An 18,014-nucleotide genomic window follows, 5' to 3' on the forward strand; every position below is an offset into this window, starting at 1 on the left:
ATCAAGACCTCAAGCAGATTTGCATCAACTCAAAACAGCACAAAGCGCCATGAACAGAGGCGATACAATGCCATTGAGGGATATTTGCAAATCAAGCAATTGAAAAGCGATCGCCCCTCATCCTCCCATTCCCTCATCCCCTCACCCCTCCTTAAAAGGAGCAACCTGCATGACAACCGTCCCAACTCCCATCCGAGTTCTCATCGTAGAAGACGACCCCATGATGCAGCTCGGATTAGAGCAATCGCTGACCAGTGCCCCCGGCATCACCGTCATCGGGCAAGCGGAAGATGGTTATACAGCAGTGGAAGAGGCATTAAAGCTAAAGCCTGACGTGATTGTGATGGATATTGGGCTACCCCGACAAGATGGGATTGCGGCAACTCAACAAATTAAGGAGGCAATGCCCGGAGTTCATGTGGTAATGCTGACTTCTCACACGACTGAGAACGAGGTGATCGGGGCACTGTCAAGCGGAGCAGATGCCTACTGTGTCAAGGGAACCAGCGTTGATCGACTACTAACAGCGATCGAGGCAGCTCAGGAAGGAGCGAGCTATCTTGACCCCCAAGTGGCGCGGCAGGTAATGGAGCATTTAAAGCCAGTCGTTACGACGGAACCGAGTATTGTCGGTCAACTGTCCCAGCGAGAGCTAGAAGTTTTAAAGCTAATGGTGGAAGGACGCAGCAACCCGGAAATTGCAACTGCCCTCTATCTCAGCCCCAATACGGTGAAAACTCACGTTCGCGGCATTATGAACAAGCTAGCGGTAGACGATCGGGTGCAGGCAGCGGTGGTCGCCCTGCGAGCAGGACTGGTTTAACCTGCCCATCGATCGAAAAATCTCCTCCTTAAGGCGCTTTCGGGGTCAAAAGTTCCCTTGCTTGACCCCCCCTTGAACCCTGCTTTTAAAGGAATTATTAAGATTTGTTAAAAAACGCTGTGTAAAAAGTAGGTCAAATAGGACATTGATAGAATTATATACACTACATCTAGCGTAGTCCCTGTTATAGCAGCAATACAATCAACCATTGATTCCAGTGATTGTGTGCTATCGATAGTGTCAACTAAACCCTCTAAAGCGAAAACAGACAGTTTATCGCAAGATGTCTACAATTGATTATTATCTGGTAGGAAGCAATCTACTCCTTAAGATAAGTTGCGTGCTGAGCAATCTCTGCAAGTAGGACCGCGAAGCAAACTGGCTCCGTTCCGGCTGAAGAATCAGCCCATGTGCAGATTAGCTCACCGTAGCTCAAAAAGTATTACTGCTAGCATTAGCGACTGGTCATCAGCATTCCTTTCACCCTATCCTGCATCTCTCATTAGATTTGTCTACTGTAGGCACTTCTCCCTATCTTCCAGCATCAGTATTAATTCAGTGTTGACAACGCTGAAACTGTGCCATTTTGAGCATTAGTCTATTCATCTTCAAAATCTAGTTCCAATCTAGTTTCAAATCGTGATGGCTGAAGATTGTTCAGGAGTGCTGCCAGTAGCAAACGCTATTGGAGATGCAGATAGAAGTGCGATCGAAAGAGTTGAGTTACGCCTAGAGTGAGTTGTTTGCCCAGATGGGCAACTGCCAGCATTAACTGATTCGCTGAGTTATGGGATCACTATGACGACATTTGACGAGATTTACCAATTTTTCAGAAATCCACCGCCATTCTATTTGAACAAGGAACTGGCAGTCTGCTATGTCCTAGCCGTCTTACTGCGACGGGACTCCTACGGGACAGAGTTAATCAGCCTGCTCGAACATGAGTACCCAAACTATCGGTTATCCGATACGGTGCTCTACAGTGCCCTCAAGTTTCTGGAAGACGCAAACGCGATCACCGGATACTGGAAAAAGGTAGAGGGGCGGGGTCGTCCGAGACGAATGTATCAGATCTGCCCTGACTGGCACCAGCAGGCCCAGGAGCTTTCTCGGCTCTGGTATGGCTATGCAGGTCGCCCAGCACAGGTGTCCCAGCAGTAAGTTTTAATTTGCTCATTCCATCAGTTCGTAAGTTGGGCGATACTCAGAAACGTAGTGGTCATCCGGTTTCGGATTGCGCTGTCGTTTCAAACGAGTGATTACCCACTCTCCTGCTGATTATGCAAACGTCGATTCTTTCTTCTACTGCCCTGCTGACGCTATTGCTGTCGGTGGGGCTATTTTTCTTTATTCGTGCCTCCACTAAAGACCGCATCGAAGTTGCCCAACTGATGAGCGACCAATCCGAGGAGTCGCTGCTCGACGGCCTGAAACAGTATTTCGCCGATCGCGCCTATCGCGTTATCTCACTTGATGCAGAGCAAAACCAGGTGACATTTGAGGGTTTTGTGCGCCCCAGTTTGTTTCTGGCAATATTCCTCAGTTCGCTGGCAGCGATCGGCATTTTTTGTTTGGTGCTGGTGCTGTCTTACCTGTTTCCTGCCGCCGGAAACTGGCTGCTGCTGCTCGTGCTGCTGGCTCCTGGAGCAGGGGTTTTCTACTGGAAAAAATCAGGACGATTGGAACAAGTCGCTGTCAAAGTTGAGCCAAATCAGGAGAGCCAGATCCATTGCCTGCTGACCGTCACCGCCCACCGAGACGAACTGGCAGAACTGCGGCGATCGTTAAACCTGAAGTCTGCCGAATAACTTCATGCTTATCTGCCATCAGAGTACCCGTCCTTAGAGAACATTAGAGCAGTCGCAGAAGTCCTGCATTGCCTCCCCATCTCTCCATCTCCCCATCTCCTTTCCCCTTGCTCCTCCGCTACTCCACAAACCCTGATCGCTCCTCCTGCGTCTCAATCAAACTCTGCTCCAATTCCTCCCAGTTGCGATTCTCAATCTGATGAATCAGGCGATCGAGCTGATTTCGGTACTGAGCCAGGGCATGAAGCAGGGCAGGCTGGTTGTATCTTGCCATCATCACCCCTAGTTCTGGATTGCCGCCGCCAACCCGACTCGTATCCCGGAAGCCAGAGCTTGCAAGTTTCTGCGCCAGATCTAGTACAGCAGCATCTGATTCACTGAGGCAGGCAGAAATCAGGCTAGCACTGATCATCACAGGCAAATGAGAGATCCAGGCAACGGCGCGATCGTGTTCAGCAGGCTGGCACTGATAAAGGCGGCACTGAAGTGATTGCACCAGTGCTGCAACAGTTTCCAGGGCAGCAGGTGGGGTGGTGTCGATCGGAGTGAGGACGTAGGGACGATCGACAAACAGATCGGCTTGGGCAGCATCGAGCCCACTTTCGGCAGTGCCTGCCATTGGGTGTCCGCCCACAAAATTACGCCAGCGGGGAGCGATCGTTTCGACAACAGAGGCTTTGACCGACCCCACATCAGTCAGAATAGTATTGGGATTCAGGTGCGGAATGAGCTGCGCGACCGTGGATTCGATCGCCCCCAGCGGTGTACAGAGAAAGACCACATCGGCGGCTGCCATCAAGCTCAAATCCTGGCTGGCGTTGTCTACGATGCCCCGTGCTACGGCTTGGCGACAGGTTTCTCCGCGACGGCTCACTCCCAGCAGCGTATGCTCTGGGAACTGCTGGAAATCGATCGCCAGTGACCCACCAATCAGCCCTAATCCCACAATGCCAATTCTCATGCGTGACCCATTACAGTTTGCTAGACTTTAGACTTCAGACCCAGGACACTCGACCTCAGCCGCAAGAATCAAGCATCCTGGTCTTATCGCTGCGGTCGCTCGTCTGCTGTTCGTCGTCTGTTCTTCCAAAGTCTATTGTCTTCTGTTTCCAGCCTACGATTAACTCCTAAGTTTTCCAGGCTACAAGTTTTCCCGCCCCCTCAAATCGCTCTGTAGATTCAGCGATAGATTGAGATTGCTGCGGCACCATGAAATCCATTACCGGGGAGAAGTTCGGCTTTTGTGATTGAAGTAGAAGTTCACCAACAACTGCGGGCGTTTCTGCGAGAGCAGGGCGAACCCTACTGGCAACACCATTTAACGATGGCGCGGCTAGTGGCGCGTGCGCTGCGCTTGGGCAGAAGTGCTTTGATTCAGGCGGGTGCGCCTTCGGGCTATCACGGGCGGTATCGACTGAGCTATTTAATGCCGCTATTGCTGTGGGAAGGGTCGGCAATTCTGGTGGCAAGCGAAGCTGTTCAGCAGCGACTTCTCATGGTTGAGATTCCCCGGCTCCAGCAGTGGATTCCGACGCAAAAAGAAATTCGGACGGGCGATCGCTGGCTGGGCACAGGGTTTGAAGGGCTGCTGTTGACCTCGCCTCAGTCTTGGATATCCGATCGCCTGCATGGGTCAGGACGCTTTCCGTCCCAGATTCTCACTGTGATCGATGGCGCAGACGATCTGGAGCAGTGGACGCGAAACGAGCTGACGCTCAGCCTTCAGCCGCAAAATTGGGACGAACTGATGCAAACCTGTCCCCAGCAGGCGGATCTGATTCGCGATGCGCGGGTGCAGTTGACCCGATCGATTTTTCAGCATCCGGTGAACCCCTACGATCGCTATTTGGTCGAAGCGTCAGAACAGGAGATTTTTAGCGAACTTTACCATCGGCTTACCGCAGGCATCGAGCAGCCATTGCCAAGTTGCTGGAATCAGTTCTGGCAGTCTTGTCAACAATCCAGTCAGCTTTTGTGGGCAGAGGTGATGCGGCCACAGGGACAGTTTTCGCTGCTCACGGCTCCTGCAGAGGTGGCAGATTCGCTTCAGCCTGTCTGGAACCAGCAGCCGATCGTCCTGATTGGTGGCGTGCTTGATCTAGACACCGAAGCCACCATTTATCGCCAACGGCTCGGGTTGCCCGATCTCACCTGTCTTAAGTTTTCGCCCGATCGCCAGCACGAATTAATTCAGCTCTATCTGCCAGACGGCTTACCGATGCCCAACACGCCACAGTTTCAGCCTGTGCTAATGAGTGAACTGCGAACCTTGCTGGGCGCAACTCAAACAGCAAATCAAGGCTTGACTGTCATTCTGATTGGCGACACGCCGCTAAAAGCGCAGGTTGGTTCAATGCTGGCAGCCGAGTTTGGCTCCCGCGTTCAGGTCGAGCGAACCTGTCTAGACGAGCATGGAATTCTGGTGGCAGGCTGGGACTATTGGCGGACTCATCAAGCCGTGTTGCCCGCGCCCCATTTGCTGGTGATTGCGACGCTCCCCTTTCCTTCACTCGAAGATCCGCTGGTTGCCGGACGAGTGACACACTATAAACGATCGCGACAGGACTGGTTTCGTCTATTTCTGCTGCCGGAAGCATTGAGCGAACTTCAGAGAGCCGTTGCCCCGGTGCGAGAGGCTCAAGGAGTGGTGGCACTGTTGGACAACCGGGTAAACCATCGCAGCTACGGACAGCAGATTTTATCATCGCTTAGTCCGCTTGCCCGGATTAACTATGTTGATGCAAGCCTTTTTGCCTCGCTTGAAGGATTCAGCCTGAGCGAATAGCGCTTGGTCAGCCCAACACACTCATCGGCAAGTTCGCACGATATTATCAAAGGTGGCAAGTTTAGCTGTGTTGATGTCGGAGAAGCAGTATGGGTGACGCAAAACGACGCAAGGAAATTTTGGGCGATCAGTACGGACAGGAAGGCAACGTTTACCCCTGGCTGCCGCTGAAAAAAAGCCAAGCGCAAAAATTTGTGCAGTGGACCACTAAAGGAGCTTGGATCGGCATTGGCGCACTGGTCGCTTACTGGGTAGTTGTTCGCTTTGTGGGTCCCGCGTTCGGCTGGTGGGAAGTGATTTAACCCGCGACACCTTCAGTTAGGACTGCGATCGTCCTGCTATCAAAATTCAATCACAGCCCCGGATAGAATTGGTGCAAAATACAACCACGCAAAGCAATCGTGCAAAGTTTAACCTCGAAGGAGGCAGCTTGCCAAGTGAGCCAGTTGTAGAGTAGCCCAGTTGCAAATCGATCCGGGGCAGAAGTCCAGCCCTAAATTTTCAAAAGCTGCTTATACTGAGCAGATTATATAATGTGGAACATAAATCTGAAGGAATTCTTCAATAACCTAGAAGTGTTATTCTGAATACCTCATTGGGCAGGTTTTATAAACTACCTTTTGCTAGAGGACTAATTTTCCTTTATTCCTTACTCTCTGAATAATTTCGTTTCATTCTTTCAGGCAATTCATTATTTTCTCACTAGGGAAAAGACCTGACCACCTGAGGCAAATCTTAAGAAATTGTAAAGATACAAGATTTTGTGGTAAGTGTGGTGATAGGAGGTCAAGTTAATGTTTCTTAGACTTGCAGAGCAACATCGACAATTTGTTCAAGACTTGGTGATGAATCTTCAGGCTTTGGCAACGGTGCTAGAGCAGCGGGGCTACTTGGCATCCTGCTATACCTGCGGTGGGCAAATGAACAGCGCATCGTTTATGGTCAGTCTGGCGGAAAATCACCTGATTCGGTTTCTTGTATCCGATTATGGGATCACCTGGACTGAAATGCGAGACGATCGCGAACTGATGAAACTAGAAGGGGCAGAGGCAATTAGCCAGCTTCAGGAACTCGCCAATCTGGTGAAATATCAAATTAAGCCGTCTGATTACCGTTTGAACGCCCTCCAGCCATCTTAAATGTTCTGATTGGGTTGAATCTCAAGGCAGCGATCGAGTTACTGTTTCCGTCGTTGTTAGAGTGACTGAGCGAATTCCCTGCATGATTTATCCTGCGATAGCAGCATCACAATTTCGTCAATCGTGTGTTGGGCTTTTCCAGGTGGTGTGTTCGCCTGATTCACAACAATGCTAAAGACGATCGCAGGACGATTGCCCCGATTCAAGTAGCCCGATAGAGCAGCAGTGCCGCTGAGTGCGCCTGTTTTTCCCTCTAACTGACCTTGAACCGAGGTTTCGCGAAAGCGATTTTGTAGCGTTCCCGAAATTCCAGCGACCGAAAGCGACCTGCGATAAGGCAGCGCATTATTGGTCTGCGCCATTGCTTGAAGCGTTTCCACAATTGCGGCAGGGCTGACCCCATTGTGGCGCGATAAGCCTGAGCCGTCTGCCAGCACATAGCTATCAGATTCAATTCCGAGGCGAGTGAGACTAGCCCTGAGGGCAGCGATTCCGGCTTCAAGGGCAGATTGCGATGGATCTGGGCTGTCTGCCCCTAGCGATCGCAGCAGAGCCTCTGCGTACAGATTGTTGCTGAACTGGTTTGTTTCGACTAGTAACTCGCTCAAGGGCAGCGACTGAACGGCAGCGATTTCCGCTCTGGTTGCGATCGGTGCATCATCAGCATGGGTGAGAAGCTGAGTCTGGTTCACCTCAATTCCAGCCGACCGCAGCGTTTCTGCAAACTGACGCAAAAAGTTTTGTCCCGGCTGCGGGATCGAGACCGCAACAGGTTCTGATGCTGCTCCGGCACGAAGCTGTCCAGCAACAGTAAGAATCGGCTGACTGAGATTCCGTCCCACCGAGACAAATTCTGGCGCGTCTGATGCCACCGTTCGCGATCGATTCACGATTTGCCATCCCTGCGCCTCTGACGGCTGATCCCAAACTACCTGAAGCGGTTGATCGACCTGCTGGGGCACGAGCGTGAGTCCGATCGCGTTCTGGTTCAAAATCAGGCTGTTCACAGGCGCACCGTAGCCTGCCTGAATGTCTTCCCATTCCCACGAGGGATTGACCGCATCACCACGAAAGTAGCGATCGTCCCCTACAAGGGTGGCAATGCGTGTGATGCCTCGGTCGCGAATCTGCTGTGCCAGAGCTTGAAGCTGGGCATGGGTCAAGCTGGGATCGCCCCTACCAACTACTTGCAAAACTGCGCCCTCTGGAGTTGTCCCCACCTGATAAATTGAGGTGCGAATCCGAAACTGCGCTCCTAGCTGAGTCAGAGCCGCTGCGGTAGTCAGCAGTTTGACGTTTGAAGCCGGGACAAGATAGCGATCGGGATTGCGAGCATAAAGGATCTGGGGATCTGCTTCCAGCGTTTGCGCTAAAATCCCCCACTGGGATCGCTGAAACTCTGGGTGATCGATGAGACGATCGATTTGCTGCACCAGGCTCGCGGCACAGACTGAGGCGTTCACTAAAATGGGTTGCTTCGGAGTTGCGCTTTGTGCCGATCGCATCCCAGCCATAAAGGTGAGTAGCAGACAGCCTACGCTAACCCAAGCGGTAAACGGTTTAATTGACATTCGTTCAGCTACTTTCGATCGTTTGTTTCCTGGCAAATATTCGAGCGGCTACGATGATCCCCATCCCAAGTGCCCCTTACTGCTCGTTTCGTTTACGGTATATCCGCAAGTTACTAGAGATTAGGTTTGAACTTTGCAGCCCCCTACATCCCCTATTGCTGGGGGACTTTGAGAACTGAGGAAAACTGAAGAAGGCTTGGTTACCTATAGAATTGGAGAGCCAGGAAGGCGTTTCTGAAAGCCGTTTCAGCCCTGATTAGCCATCATGTGCCAGCCATTGTGTGTACAGAATAGCCAATGTCATAAGGAGACCTTAAACGCCTTGCAATAAATACCTTACGGTTTCAAAATTCCCGAAAATTCGGGGATTTAGGAGGCGATGCAAGACATCTACTACTGTTCAATCTACCGCTTGCTCTTCATGAACTCAGCAATCCGCTCGACTGCCGTTTCTAGAATCGAGGGATCATGCACCAGCGCAAATCGCACATAGCCTTCGCCAGACTTGCCAAAGCCTGATCCTGGTGCGACGGCGACTCCGGTTTGTTCGACTAAGTCGATCGCAAACTGCATTGAATTGATTGCCCAGGGATCAGGCAATTTTGCCCAGACATACATGGCAGCTTGAGGCCGAGGAACCTGCCAGCCAATGCGATTTAGGGCATCGACAAAGGCATCGCGACGCTGTCTGAAGGTCTCCACTGCTTGGGCAACGGCTTCCTGAGAACCCGAGAGGGCTTCGATCGCACCATTCAAAATGCCCAGATACTGATTGAAATCAACCACTGCTTTGACTTGCCGGAGTGCCCGGATCAGTTTTGGGTTGCCGATCGCATATCCCACCCGAAAGCCACCCATGTTGTAGGACTTGGACATGGTGAAGAACTCGATCGACACTCGCTTTTGGGGATCGGCTTGAAGGACAGAAGGCGGGGGACTGCCCTCAAAGTACAGATCCACATAAGGGAAGTCGTGCACCAGGACGAGATTGTGCTGATCGCAGAAGGCAACCGCCTGCTTAAAGAAATCGATCGATGCGGTTGCTGTTGTGGGATTGTGCGGATAGCTCAACACCATCATTCGCGCCTGTTCCAACACGGGAATCGGAACATCTTCAAAAACTGGCAAAAAATTGTTTTCTGCCAGCAGAGGCATGGTGTAGATTTGTCCACCAGCCAGGTGAACACCGCCTGCGTGGGAAGGATAGCCCGGATCGAGCAGCAGGGCAAAATCGCCCGGATTCAGAACAGCAAGCGGTAGGTGGGCAGTTCCCTCTTGAGAGCCAATTAAGGGCAGGACTTCAGTTTCAGGATCAACGGGTACACCAAACTTGCGCTCGTACCACTGAGCTGCCGCCCGCCGAAACGCCCCCGTGCCATGAAACAAGAGATAGCCGTGGGTTGCGGGGTCTTGCAGCGATCGGGCAATGGTATCCAGTACAGGAGCAGGGGTAGGCAGATCGGACGATCCAAGGGATAGATCAGTCACGTCCAGTCCGGCAGCTCTGGCTTTTGCCTTTGCCCGATCCATATCAGCAAAAACGTTGGCTTGCAGGGGGGTGAGGCGATCGGCGAGTTGCATAGAAGGCATCGAATAAAGGACTGCCCCAAACGGGCGATCGATGGCTAGCCGCTAATTCAGCCCAGTTACGAGAAATTCTTCAACTTTCTGTTTGCTGATTGCGCCCTCGCTTGCGTCTACCATTTCTCCATCTTTGAACAACCGCAGCGCAGGCACACCTTCAACCTTGCACCAAGCCACCGATTCCGGGTTGGGGTCTACTTCCATTTTGACCACTTTCAGACGATCACCGTACTGATTCGCTGTCCAGTCCATAACCGGAGCCATGAGCCGACACGGACCACACCAGGATGCCCAAAAGTAGACCAGGACAGGCTGAGCCGCGCTCAAAACTTCAGTGGAAAACTCTGTATCTGAGATCGTAACGACGCTACTCATGAGAATAAATAGAGGAAATCTTAATAAACATCCTTTTCTAGATTACCTGCCTGGAATGCCAATTCGGAATTCGGAACTCGAAAGTCGGAATTGTGAGGCGATCGGCAAAGATCTGAATCAAAGGCAGAAACTTCTGTCAATCGGCTGCGTCAAAACAAAAGAGACTGAACCTCAAACGTGAGGGTGTGAGGAGTTCCTAAAATTGGCGGATGGGTTGTCGATCAAATTTTGGTCACGCCCATCCGCTAGTTATTTGTGCCAGGCTAATTATTGTGTGCCAGACTACTTCATCGTCCAGGCACTTACCGCTAAGCAGCCCCAACCAATGATGAAGGCAAGTCCGCCGATCGGCGCAACGGCTCCCAGAATTTTCACACCAGACAGGCTGAGGGCATACAAACTGCCGCAAAACAGCACCACCCCGACGATAAAGGCAATACCCGCCGCATTCAGCAGTGACTGAGCTGCTTCGGGACGGGTGAGCAGGATAGCAACTGCCACTAACGCCAGCGCGTGATACATCTGGTAGCGAGCCGCCGTCTCAAAGACTTCCTGAGCGCGATCAGTGAGTTTACCTTCCAGCGCGTGTGCGCCAAATGCACCAGCCGCAACGGATAATCCACCCAGGACTGCGGCGATCGTCAGAAATATCTGCATAAGTGCCCTACTTTCCCAATGATTCGAGCAGATTCCTTGACCGCTTCCACGGGTTATTTCACTGCTTCCAGCAGGCGCGAGAAGTAGAAGCGAGTTTTGGTCATAGCGTTTCGCTTAATCGTCCAGCCGTTTGCTTCCAGAGCCTTGACGATATTCGCTTCCCGATGCAGGTAGGCGCGAGTTGCTTTGCTGGGACCGGGGAAGAATTCGCCGATTTTCTTCAGCACATCATAGAAAACCGTTTTGGGCGCGAAACTGATCAGAACCCGCGATTCGGCAAGCTGGCTTAGATGAGTGATCATCTCCATTGCTTTGTCCTGCGGATAGTGAATCAGCACATCCAGACAAATTACGGTGTGATAGCTACCGCTCAGACTTTCCAAATCCTGGACCGCAAAAGTAGGATTCTCGGACTGTCCCAGAGTTGCCTGCGCCCGCTCTTTTGCCTCGCCTACCATCTTCTCGGAAATATCACTGGCAAAGACTTTTGCGCCCATTTCCGCCATCGGAATGCTGAGACTTCCCACGCCGCAGCCCGCATCGCAAATCGTCATGCCTGCCGTGTTGCCGTCCGATCGCAGCCAGTCCAGAACCGTATCGACCGTGCGCTGGTGTCCCAGACGAATATCAAGCTGCACTTTGTTGACTTCGCCATCACCATAAATTCGCCGCCAGCGATCGAATCCGGTCGCGTTGAAGTAATCTTTTACGATCGTTTTATCGTCTGTTGCCGTCATGACTCCAAGCAATACCTGATTTTTAACAAGGGTTGTCTCATAACTGATTGTGCCTTAGATTGGGTTCCGCTTGGGCTTTAGATCCAGCAAAAACCAAGCCTGCATTTCCCTTTTCGAGCGACAATATCCCCTGTTGAGATTTCTAATTGAATTTTCTATGGCTTCTCCCCTAGTTGGCATTATTATGGGCAGCGACTCCGACCTTCCGACAATGAAAGGGGCGATCGAAGCCTGCGAAGAATTCCAGATTGCCCATGAAGTCGGCATTGTCTCTGCCCATCGCACTCCTGAACGGATGGTAGAATATGCCCAAACTGCCCACGATCGCGGCTTAAAAGTGATTATCGCTGGAGCCGGAGGAGCCGCCCATTTACCCGGAATGGTTGCCGCCCTAACTCCCCTCCCTGTGATTGGTGTTCCCGTTGTGACCCGCACGCTTCAGGGCATTGATTCGCTTTACTCGATTGTGCAAATGCCCGCCGGAATTCCCGTAGCCACGGTGGCGATCGGCAATGCGCGAAACGCAGGACTTCTGGCAGTGCAAATGCTTGCCGCCCACGATCGAGATTTGCTGCAACGGGTACAGCGTTATCGGCAAAGCCTGAAGGAAATGGTGATGGAGAAGCAGGCGAAACTGGAGGAGGAGGGGTATCGGCGGTATCTGGAGGGGATGTAGGGGGTGTAAGGGGTGTTTGCGCGATCGGGAGCGGCAGAGCAGCAGTTCCCTTGATTCCTTTGATTCCCGCCAGAAGGGATTTTAGCTAAGGAAAAAAAGACACTAAAGACAATGGAATCGACGCATCTCAAGCAGTTTCGGCTGATGGCGCAGTATAACTCCTGGGTCAATCAGCACCTATATGGCTTGGCTCGATCGCTTTCAGAGGAGGAGCGGCGGCGGGATTGTGGGGCATTTTTTGGGTCAATTTATGGGACGCTGAATCATCTGCTGGTGGGCGATCGCATTTGGCTGGGACGGTTTGCAACCTGTACGTCCTACACTTTTCCAGCGTTGCAGCAGACAGATTTGCTGTTGAACTGCACTGATCTGAGTCAGGAGCTTTACCCTGATTTTGAACAGCTCTGGCAGGGGCGATCGAAAACCGATCGGGCGATCGAGCAGTGGATCGAGGAACTGACACCAGAAATACTGTCTGCGTCAATGCACTATCGCAATGTAGCAGGGACGATCGATCGAACCCATGCGCTGTGGTTTGCGATCGCCCATTTCTTTAATCATCAGACGCATCATCGTGCCCAGGTGACAGTGCTGCTGCAACAAATGGGCAAGGATTACGGCATCACTGACTTTTTGATGATGTATGACTCGGCGAAAGAAGCAGTGCAGGCCTAGCGGCACGGAATGTCTAAAAGCGGAATGTCTAAAACCAGTGCTTTGGATAGGGTTTGCGACAAACCAGATTGTTATAGGCGATCGTGCAAGTTACCATCACCAGCGAACCGAGTAGCACTGGAGTCAAAACAAAATGCCAGTCTGCATGACTCATCACGCCTACTAAAGCGACGGCTCCTCCGGGCGGATGCAAGGTGCGGGTTAGCTGCATGAGTTTAATCGCGGTTGCAACGGCAAATGCCATGACCCAGGGCTGGGAACCAAACAGGGCAACGCAGATCACACAGACCAGTGCTCCTAGAGAATTCCCACAAATCACATTGCGCGGTTGCGCTAGAGGACTTTCGGGCACGGCATAAACCAGGACAGCGGTTGCACCAAAGGGAGCTGCAATCAGCGGATAGGTTGTATGCATCGTCAAATACGCCAGCACCGCAATCCCAAGAAAGCTGCCTAACCAGGACAAAAGCGCTTGCTGAAAAGAGAAATGAGGCTGATAGCGGGAACTGCCGCCCAGTTTGGCAAGCTGACTTTTGAAGCGATTATCCCAGCGGGGAAACTGCTTCGCATCGCCCTGAAGTTTGGAACGATCGGTAAAAGCATCAACAAAACGAAGCCGCGATCGGATAGGGGAGTTCCGCATAGGAGCAATTGCCTCTTGCATAAACCAGATGAATAGAAGTCAGATGAATAAGAACCAGATGAAACAGATTTAATGGCATGAGAAATTTGCCTGGCCCCATCGGGCAATCCTCATCAGGAGCGGCGAACCGTCGAGCCAGTATTTGTACTTATGTCATCATATTCTGACATTCTGCTAAAGAGATACACCGAAAGTATCGATAACTACAGAAATTTCTTATGCAATTTATGGGGTAAAGCTGTCACCCTTATAACTCCCTTCCTACCCTCTCCTACCTCTCTACCTCTCACCTACCCTCCGACAGTTGCCGCTTTCCTCAAACACCCACTACAACTCACAATGTCCTTCCCCATCTCTTGATTCCTGCTGCTATGCCTGAAGTCTTTGGACAACTGCCTGTCATCGAGCCTGCCTGGACAGAACTCCAGCCGATTCAAACCGTTGAAAAACAGGAGCGCAAGGTTCTGCTGACCTGTGGTAATGCCGTCTTGAGCATCAGCGTACTGGCAGAAAACCTGATTCGCGTGCGTCTGTCGCCATCGAGCGAATTTTTGCCGCGCCGATCGTGGGCAGTGGCTCAAGAGGATAACGCTTGGTCAGTTGTGCCGTTCGAGATCGAGGAAACAGCAGATCAAGTTCAAATCAAAACTTCACAGATTCGGGTTGAAGTCGATCGCCAAACCAGACAAATCACCTGCTTCGACAAAGCCGATCGCCCCTTTGCTCAAGACATTCAGCCGATCGCCTGGCGAGAAAGCGGCATTGCTGCCTGGAAACACATCGAAACAGAGGAGCATTTCTACGGCTTTGGCGAGCGCACCGGATTTCTAGACAAACGATCGCAGGCCTATACAAACTGGACGGTAGACAGCCTCGACTACCATGCCCTCACTGACGAGATGTATCAGGCGATCCCGTTTTTTATTGCGCTGCGCCCTCAGCTTGCCTATGGGCTATTTCTTAATTCCACTTTCTGGAGTCGGTTTGATATCGGGGCGGCGCAGGCAGGAGTTTGGCAGATAGAAACCCAGAGTCCAGAACTCGACTATTACATCATTTATGGTCCGGCTCCGGCGCAAATCCTGACGACCTACACTGCCCTTACTGGACGAATGCCTCTGCCGCCAAAATGGGCGATCGGCTATCACCAGTGCCGCTGGAGCTATGCCTCTGAGGACGAAGTGCGCGAACTGACCCAAACCTTCCGTCAGAAGCAAATTCCCTGCGATGTGATCCATTTGGATATCGACTATATGCGGGATTATCGGGTGTTTACCTGGCATCCCGATCGCTTTTCCAACCCGAAGCAGCTCTTAAGCGATCTAAAGCAAAACGGTTTTCAGACCGTGACGATCGTTGATCCGGGCGTAAAGCTGGAATATCAGGGCAATTATGCAGTCTTCAACGATGGCTTAGAGAAAGAGTGCTTTGTGCGAACTCGTAATGGCAATCTATTTCAGGGCTATGTCTGGCCCGATCGTGCTGTGTTTCCCGACTTTATGCGAGCGGATGTGCGGCAGTGGTGGGCAAGCTGGCACAAAGAACTCACCGCAGCAGGTGTGGCGGGCATCTGGAATGACATGAACGAACCCGCCATGAACGATCGTCCCTTTGGTGATCCGGGGGTAAAAATCTGGTTTCCGCTCGATACGGCTCAGGGAGGAGAAGAGAACTCGACCCACGCCGAGACGCATAACCTGTACGGCATGATGATGGCACGCGCCGCCTGTGAAGCCATGCAGCAACTTAGACCGAATGAGCGATCGTTTATTTTGACGCGATCGGGCTATGCCGGAATTCAGCAATATTCAGCCGTTTGGACAGGGGACAATCATTCGCGCTGGGAATACCTGGAAATGTCACTGCCCATGCTCTGTAATCTGGGGCTATCCGGGGTCGCATTTGTCGGCGCAGATATCGGCGGATTTGCCGGAAACGCAACGGCTGAACTCTTTGCCCGCTGGATGCAAATGGGAATGCTTTATCCGCTCATGCGTGCCCATTCAATTCTCAAGAGTATGCGTCATGAACCGTGGGTGTTTGGCGCTCGGGTGGAGCAAATCTGCCGTCAGTACATCGAATTGCGCTATCAGCTTTTGCCCTACTTCTACACACTGTTCTGGCAGGCGGCAACCACAGGCGCACCCATCCTGCGTCCCTTACTGTACGACTTTCCCAACGATCCACAGACTTATGAGTTGGCAAATCAGGCAATGCTCGGTTCCGCAATCTTGGCAGCCCCGATCGATCGTCCCGGTCAAACCTGTCGCGTCGTTTATCTACCAGAGGGAACCTGGTTCGACTGGTGGACAGGTCAATCTCACAGGGGCAACACCCACATCCTCGCTGATGCTCCCCTGGAAACCATGCCGTTGTTTGTGAGGGCGGGGTCAATCCTTCCCATGATGCCCGTGATGCAATACGCCAATGAAACTCCACTCACGGAACTACGGCTGAAGATCTGGCAGGGCGAGGGCGAATTTACCCTTTACGAAGATGACGGACGCAGCTTTGCCTATCAGCAAGGAGACTGGGCAACAACCACTTATCGCGTCTATTCCGACAGCAATCAAACGATCGTCACAGTGCAAGCCAGACAGGGACAATGGCAGCCCCATCCGCGGCGCGTGATTGTAGAGTTAGTTGGCGTAGGCGAACAGTCTTTTGAAGAGGATGGAAGCGATCGGCGTTTGGTTTTCTAATATCGGCGCTTGGTTTTCTAATAATGATGCAGTTGCCTGATGAGCAGTTGCTAATGCTAAAGCGATCGACCCTTAACCTTTTGCTGCAATCAGCACCCCGATAAGCGATCGACCCGCTAAAATCAGATCTCTGTGTCGCCCCCTCACTCATCCACCCCCAATGGACTCCGAGCTACTCCAACTCTTCGTCAACGGAATCGCCGTCGGCAGCATTATCGCTTTAGCAGCCGTTGGTCTGACTCTCACTTACGGTATTCTGCGGCTGGCAAACTTTGCTCACGGCGACATCATGACCCTGGGCGCATATCTGACGCTGGTGTTTAACCTGAGCGGCATGAATATCTGGCTGTCAATTTTGCTGGGCGCAGGACTGACGATCGCCGTTGCCCTGCTTACGGAAAAGCTGCTCTGGTCGCCGATGCGAACTAAACGTGCTAGTTCTACCACGCTGATCATTATCTCGATCGGACTCGCCCTCTTCCTGCGAAACGGCATTATTTTGATCTGGGGCGGCGCAAACCAGAAATACGATCTGCCGGTTGTACCCGCGCTCGATTTGTTTGGAATACGCATTGCCCAGAACCGACTTCTGGTCGTAGGACTAACGATTCTTGTGATTTTTGGACTGCATTATCTGCTGCAAAAAACCAAGACGGGCAAAGCGATGCGAGCAGTTGCAGATAACGTCGATCTGGCACGGGTATCGGGAATTAATGTAGATCAGGTCGTGATCTGGACGTGGGTGATTGCAGCAGGCTTAACAGCGATCGGTGGCGGAATGTATGGCTTAGTAACTGCTGTGCGTCCCAATATGGGCTGGTTTCTGATCTTGCCGATGTTTGCCTCGGTGATTCTGGGCGGCATTGGCAATCCTTATGGGGCGATCGCTGGGGCGATGGTGATTGGCATTGCTCAAGAGGTTAGCACTTACTGGCTTCCCGCCGAATATAAGCTGGGCGTTGCACTGCTGCTTATGATCCTGGTGCTGCTGGTGCGTCCGCAAGGCATCTTCCGGGGCACAATGTAGTGGCTTGGTGCTGGATGAGACTTTTGCCCTGTAATTTTTGCCCTGTAATTTTGCCCTGCACAGCGAATTTCAGAAACTTACTTCTGCCACTGCTGAGTCTGGAGTGACTAAAAACTGGGGAGACGTACCGCAGTGTCAAACATCTAGCCGCCGACCATGCCCTAATCCTCAGCCACTCTGACTCAGCATCCCAGGAAACGCTACTTCAGAATACCGAAGTAGAAAGCAGCGACGATCAGATTGCCCGCCAGCAGGACGATCGCCCACAGCGTGCGAAAAGGATAGCCCGGTTTACCAGTCTTCGTTGTGGTCATGGTGATTAATATGCTCCATCATGAACAGTTAACTTACCTAGATGGTAGTGGATGAGTGTCACCAGTTTGAGCAGAATTTTGATCGGGTTAGGAAAACTTAGGAAATGAGTTTCTGTCTGAATCTGATTTAGAGGGACAGTGTCTACCCTGCCCTCATAGAACCTGGTCAGCAATTTCAGCAAACCTCTTACAATAGGATTCGTCCTTTTATCTTCGATCGATCGTGGCTCAAACCTATTACGCCAAAATTTACGTTACCCTGCGTCCCTCAGTGCTAGACCCGGCAGGAACCGCAGTGCAGTCTGGGGTAAAACACATGGGCTACGACAACGTGGAGCAGGTGAGAATCGGCAAATATATCGAAGTCACGCTCACCGCAGATAGCGAAGCCGCCGCCCAAACCCAACTCGATCGCATTTGTGACCAGCTTTTGGCAAACCCCGTGATTGAGAACTACCGCTTCGACATCATGACGGCAGCAGAAGCCGCCTGCTAACC

Annotated in this window: 19 protein-coding genes; 11 read left to right on the plus strand and 8 right to left on the minus strand. The window is 51.9% G+C overall.

The window, feature by feature from the left end; all coding sequences use genetic code 11:
- Window positions 1–169 precede the first annotated feature (169 nt).
- The 3 genes from NDA02_RS13395 to NDA02_RS13405 all read left to right on the plus strand — a co-directional run bounded on the left by NDA02_RS13395 (window position 170) and on the right by NDA02_RS13405 (window position 2,631).
- Complete coding sequence (locus NDA02_RS13395; RefSeq protein WP_348247641.1) at window positions 170–823, plus strand: response regulator transcription factor; 654 nt, start codon at window positions 170–172, stop codon at window positions 821–823.
- Window positions 824–1,621: 798 nt separating this feature from the next.
- The gene (locus NDA02_RS13400; RefSeq protein WP_190790363.1) at window positions 1,622–1,984 is read left to right on the plus strand and encodes a PadR family transcriptional regulator; all 363 of its coding nucleotides are present in this window, start codon (window positions 1,622–1,624) and stop codon (window positions 1,982–1,984) included.
- A 119-nt stretch (window positions 1,985–2,103) separates the two neighbouring features.
- Window positions 2,104–2,631, plus strand: a complete 528-nt coding sequence (locus tag NDA02_RS13405; protein ID WP_348255104.1) for a cofactor assembly of complex C subunit B — start codon at window positions 2,104–2,106, stop codon at window positions 2,629–2,631.
- Between the two features lie 118 nt (window positions 2,632–2,749).
- Here NDA02_RS13405 and NDA02_RS13410 read toward each other — a convergent pair whose 3' ends face one another.
- Window positions 2,750–3,592 (minus strand): prephenate/arogenate dehydrogenase, encoded by an 843-nt coding sequence (locus tag NDA02_RS13410; RefSeq protein WP_348255105.1) that lies wholly within the window; start codon window positions 3,590–3,592, stop codon window positions 2,750–2,752.
- Window positions 3,593–3,874: 282 nt separating this feature from the next.
- On the opposite strand from NDA02_RS13410, the gene NDA02_RS13415 reads away from it, so the two are divergent.
- The 3 genes from NDA02_RS13415 (at window position 3,875) to NDA02_RS13425 (ending at window position 6,555) form a co-directional block, all read left to right on the plus strand.
- Window positions 3,875–5,416 carry a helicase C-terminal domain-containing protein gene (locus NDA02_RS13415; protein WP_348247643.1) on the plus strand — a complete coding sequence of 514 codons (1,542 nt, stop codon included), beginning with the start codon at window positions 3,875–3,877 and terminating at the stop codon, window positions 5,414–5,416.
- Window positions 5,417–5,505: 89 nt separating this feature from the next.
- The gene (locus NDA02_RS13420) at window positions 5,506–5,718 is read left to right on the plus strand and encodes a DUF2839 domain-containing protein (protein WP_190790359.1); all 213 of its coding nucleotides are present in this window, start codon (window positions 5,506–5,508) and stop codon (window positions 5,716–5,718) included.
- A gap of 492 nt (window positions 5,719–6,210) precedes the next feature.
- On the plus strand, window positions 6,211–6,555 hold the full coding sequence (locus NDA02_RS13425) for a DUF1815 family protein (RefSeq protein ID WP_190790358.1): 345 nt from the start codon (window positions 6,211–6,213) through the stop codon (window positions 6,553–6,555).
- Window positions 6,556–6,611: 56 nt separating this feature from the next.
- Here NDA02_RS13425 and dacB read toward each other — a convergent pair whose 3' ends face one another.
- The 5 genes from dacB to bchM form a co-directional block, all read right to left on the minus strand.
- Window positions 6,612–8,126, minus strand: a complete 1,515-nt coding sequence (gene dacB / locus NDA02_RS13430; protein ID WP_348255107.1) for a D-alanyl-D-alanine carboxypeptidase/D-alanyl-D-alanine-endopeptidase — start codon at window positions 8,124–8,126, stop codon at window positions 6,612–6,614.
- A 405-nt stretch (window positions 8,127–8,531) separates the two neighbouring features.
- Window positions 8,532–9,707: an LL-diaminopimelate aminotransferase gene (locus tag NDA02_RS13435; protein WP_348255113.1), complete on the minus strand. Its 1,176-nt coding sequence runs from the start codon at window positions 9,705–9,707 to the stop codon at window positions 8,532–8,534.
- A 51-nt stretch (window positions 9,708–9,758) separates the two neighbouring features.
- Window positions 9,759–10,085, minus strand: a complete 327-nt coding sequence (locus NDA02_RS13440; protein WP_348247645.1) for a thioredoxin family protein — start codon at window positions 10,083–10,085, stop codon at window positions 9,759–9,761.
- A 282-nt stretch (window positions 10,086–10,367) separates the two neighbouring features.
- Window positions 10,368–10,742 carry a DUF423 domain-containing protein gene (locus NDA02_RS13445; RefSeq protein ID WP_348247646.1) on the minus strand — a complete coding sequence of 125 codons (375 nt, stop codon included), beginning with the start codon at window positions 10,740–10,742 and terminating at the stop codon, window positions 10,368–10,370.
- Between the two features lie 53 nt (window positions 10,743–10,795).
- The gene (bchM, locus tag NDA02_RS13450) at window positions 10,796–11,479 is read right to left on the minus strand and encodes a magnesium protoporphyrin IX methyltransferase (RefSeq protein WP_190790354.1); all 684 of its coding nucleotides are present in this window, start codon (window positions 11,477–11,479) and stop codon (window positions 10,796–10,798) included.
- Window positions 11,480–11,636: 157 nt separating this feature from the next.
- Here bchM and purE point away from each other — a divergent pair, with 157 nt between their 5' ends.
- Both purE and NDA02_RS13460 read left to right on the plus strand, forming a co-directional pair.
- Window positions 11,637–12,155 (plus strand): 5-(carboxyamino)imidazole ribonucleotide mutase, encoded by a 519-nt coding sequence (purE, locus tag NDA02_RS13455; protein ID WP_190790353.1) that lies wholly within the window; start codon window positions 11,637–11,639, stop codon window positions 12,153–12,155.
- Between the two features lie 111 nt (window positions 12,156–12,266).
- A complete protein-coding gene (locus NDA02_RS13460; protein WP_190790352.1) occupies window positions 12,267–12,830 on the plus strand; it encodes a DinB family protein in 564 nt (187 codons plus the stop codon).
- A gap of 28 nt (window positions 12,831–12,858) precedes the next feature.
- Here NDA02_RS13460 and NDA02_RS13465 read toward each other — a convergent pair whose 3' ends face one another.
- A complete protein-coding gene (locus tag NDA02_RS13465) occupies window positions 12,859–13,473 on the minus strand; it encodes an HPP family protein (protein WP_190790351.1) in 615 nt (204 codons plus the stop codon).
- A 371-nt stretch (window positions 13,474–13,844) separates the two neighbouring features.
- On the opposite strand from NDA02_RS13465, the gene NDA02_RS13470 reads away from it, so the two are divergent.
- Both NDA02_RS13470 and NDA02_RS13475 read left to right on the plus strand, forming a co-directional pair.
- Window positions 13,845–16,175, plus strand: coding sequence for a glycoside hydrolase family 31 protein (locus tag NDA02_RS13470; RefSeq protein WP_348255109.1), 2,331 nt, complete (start codon window positions 13,845–13,847; stop codon window positions 16,173–16,175).
- A gap of 160 nt (window positions 16,176–16,335) precedes the next feature.
- Entirely contained in the window at window positions 16,336–17,202 is an 867-nt protein-coding gene (locus NDA02_RS13475; protein ID WP_190790349.1) for a branched-chain amino acid ABC transporter permease, read from the plus strand.
- A gap of 200 nt (window positions 17,203–17,402) precedes the next feature.
- On the opposite strand, the gene psaX is transcribed toward NDA02_RS13475, so the two are convergent.
- A complete protein-coding gene (gene psaX / locus NDA02_RS13480) occupies window positions 17,403–17,516 on the minus strand; it encodes a photosystem I protein PsaX (RefSeq protein WP_190790348.1) in 114 nt (37 codons plus the stop codon).
- Window positions 17,517–17,739: 223 nt separating this feature from the next.
- On the opposite strand from psaX, the gene purS reads away from it, so the two are divergent.
- Window positions 17,740–18,012: a phosphoribosylformylglycinamidine synthase subunit PurS gene (gene purS, locus NDA02_RS13485; RefSeq protein WP_190790347.1), complete on the plus strand. Its 273-nt coding sequence runs from the start codon at window positions 17,740–17,742 to the stop codon at window positions 18,010–18,012.
- Window positions 18,013–18,014 lie beyond the last annotated feature (2 nt).

This window comes from Leptolyngbya sp. ST-U4, assembly GCF_039962215.1.
GTDB lineage: Bacteria > Cyanobacteriota > Cyanobacteriia > Elainellales > Elainellaceae > Leptolyngbya_A.

What these genes read in the sequence shown, in the direction of transcription:
- NDA02_RS13395 (WP_348247641.1), top strand. Translation starts at nt 170, where the DNA reads ATGACAACCGTCCCAACTCCCATCCGAGTTCTCATCGTAGAAGACGAC.
- NDA02_RS13400 (WP_190790363.1), top strand. Translation starts at nt 1,622, where the DNA reads ATGACGACATTTGACGAGATTTACCAATTTTTCAGAAATCCACCGCCA.
- NDA02_RS13405 (WP_348255104.1), top strand. Translation starts at nt 2,104, where the DNA reads ATGCAAACGTCGATTCTTTCTTCTACTGCCCTGCTGACGCTATTGCTG.
- NDA02_RS13410 (WP_348255105.1), bottom strand. Translation starts at nt 3,592, where the DNA reads ATGAGAATTGGCATTGTGGGATTAGGGCTGATTGGTGGGTCACTGGCG.
- NDA02_RS13420 (WP_190790359.1), top strand. Translation starts at nt 5,506, where the DNA reads ATGGGTGACGCAAAACGACGCAAGGAAATTTTGGGCGATCAGTACGGA.
- NDA02_RS13425 (WP_190790358.1), top strand. Translation starts at nt 6,211, where the DNA reads ATGTTTCTTAGACTTGCAGAGCAACATCGACAATTTGTTCAAGACTTG.
- dacB (WP_348255107.1), bottom strand. Translation starts at nt 8,126, where the DNA reads ATGTCAATTAAACCGTTTACCGCTTGGGTTAGCGTAGGCTGTCTGCTA.
- NDA02_RS13435 (WP_348255113.1), bottom strand. Translation starts at nt 9,707, where the DNA reads ATGCAACTCGCCGATCGCCTCACCCCCCTGCAAGCCAACGTTTTTGCT.
- NDA02_RS13440 (WP_348247645.1), bottom strand. Translation starts at nt 10,085, where the DNA reads ATGAGTAGCGTCGTTACGATCTCAGATACAGAGTTTTCCACTGAAGTT.
- NDA02_RS13445 (WP_348247646.1), bottom strand. Translation starts at nt 10,742, where the DNA reads ATGCAGATATTTCTGACGATCGCCGCAGTCCTGGGTGGATTATCCGTT.
- bchM (WP_190790354.1), bottom strand. Translation starts at nt 11,479, where the DNA reads ATGACGGCAACAGACGATAAAACGATCGTAAAAGATTACTTCAACGCG.
- purE (WP_190790353.1), top strand. Translation starts at nt 11,637, where the DNA reads ATGGCTTCTCCCCTAGTTGGCATTATTATGGGCAGCGACTCCGACCTT.
- NDA02_RS13460 (WP_190790352.1), top strand. Translation starts at nt 12,267, where the DNA reads ATGGAATCGACGCATCTCAAGCAGTTTCGGCTGATGGCGCAGTATAAC.
- NDA02_RS13465 (WP_190790351.1), bottom strand. Translation starts at nt 13,473, where the DNA reads ATGCGGAACTCCCCTATCCGATCGCGGCTTCGTTTTGTTGATGCTTTT.
- NDA02_RS13470 (WP_348255109.1), top strand. Translation starts at nt 13,845, where the DNA reads ATGCCTGAAGTCTTTGGACAACTGCCTGTCATCGAGCCTGCCTGGACA.
- NDA02_RS13475 (WP_190790349.1), top strand. Translation starts at nt 16,336, where the DNA reads ATGGACTCCGAGCTACTCCAACTCTTCGTCAACGGAATCGCCGTCGGC.
- psaX (WP_190790348.1), bottom strand. Translation starts at nt 17,516, where the DNA reads ATGACCACAACGAAGACTGGTAAACCGGGCTATCCTTTTCGCACGCTG.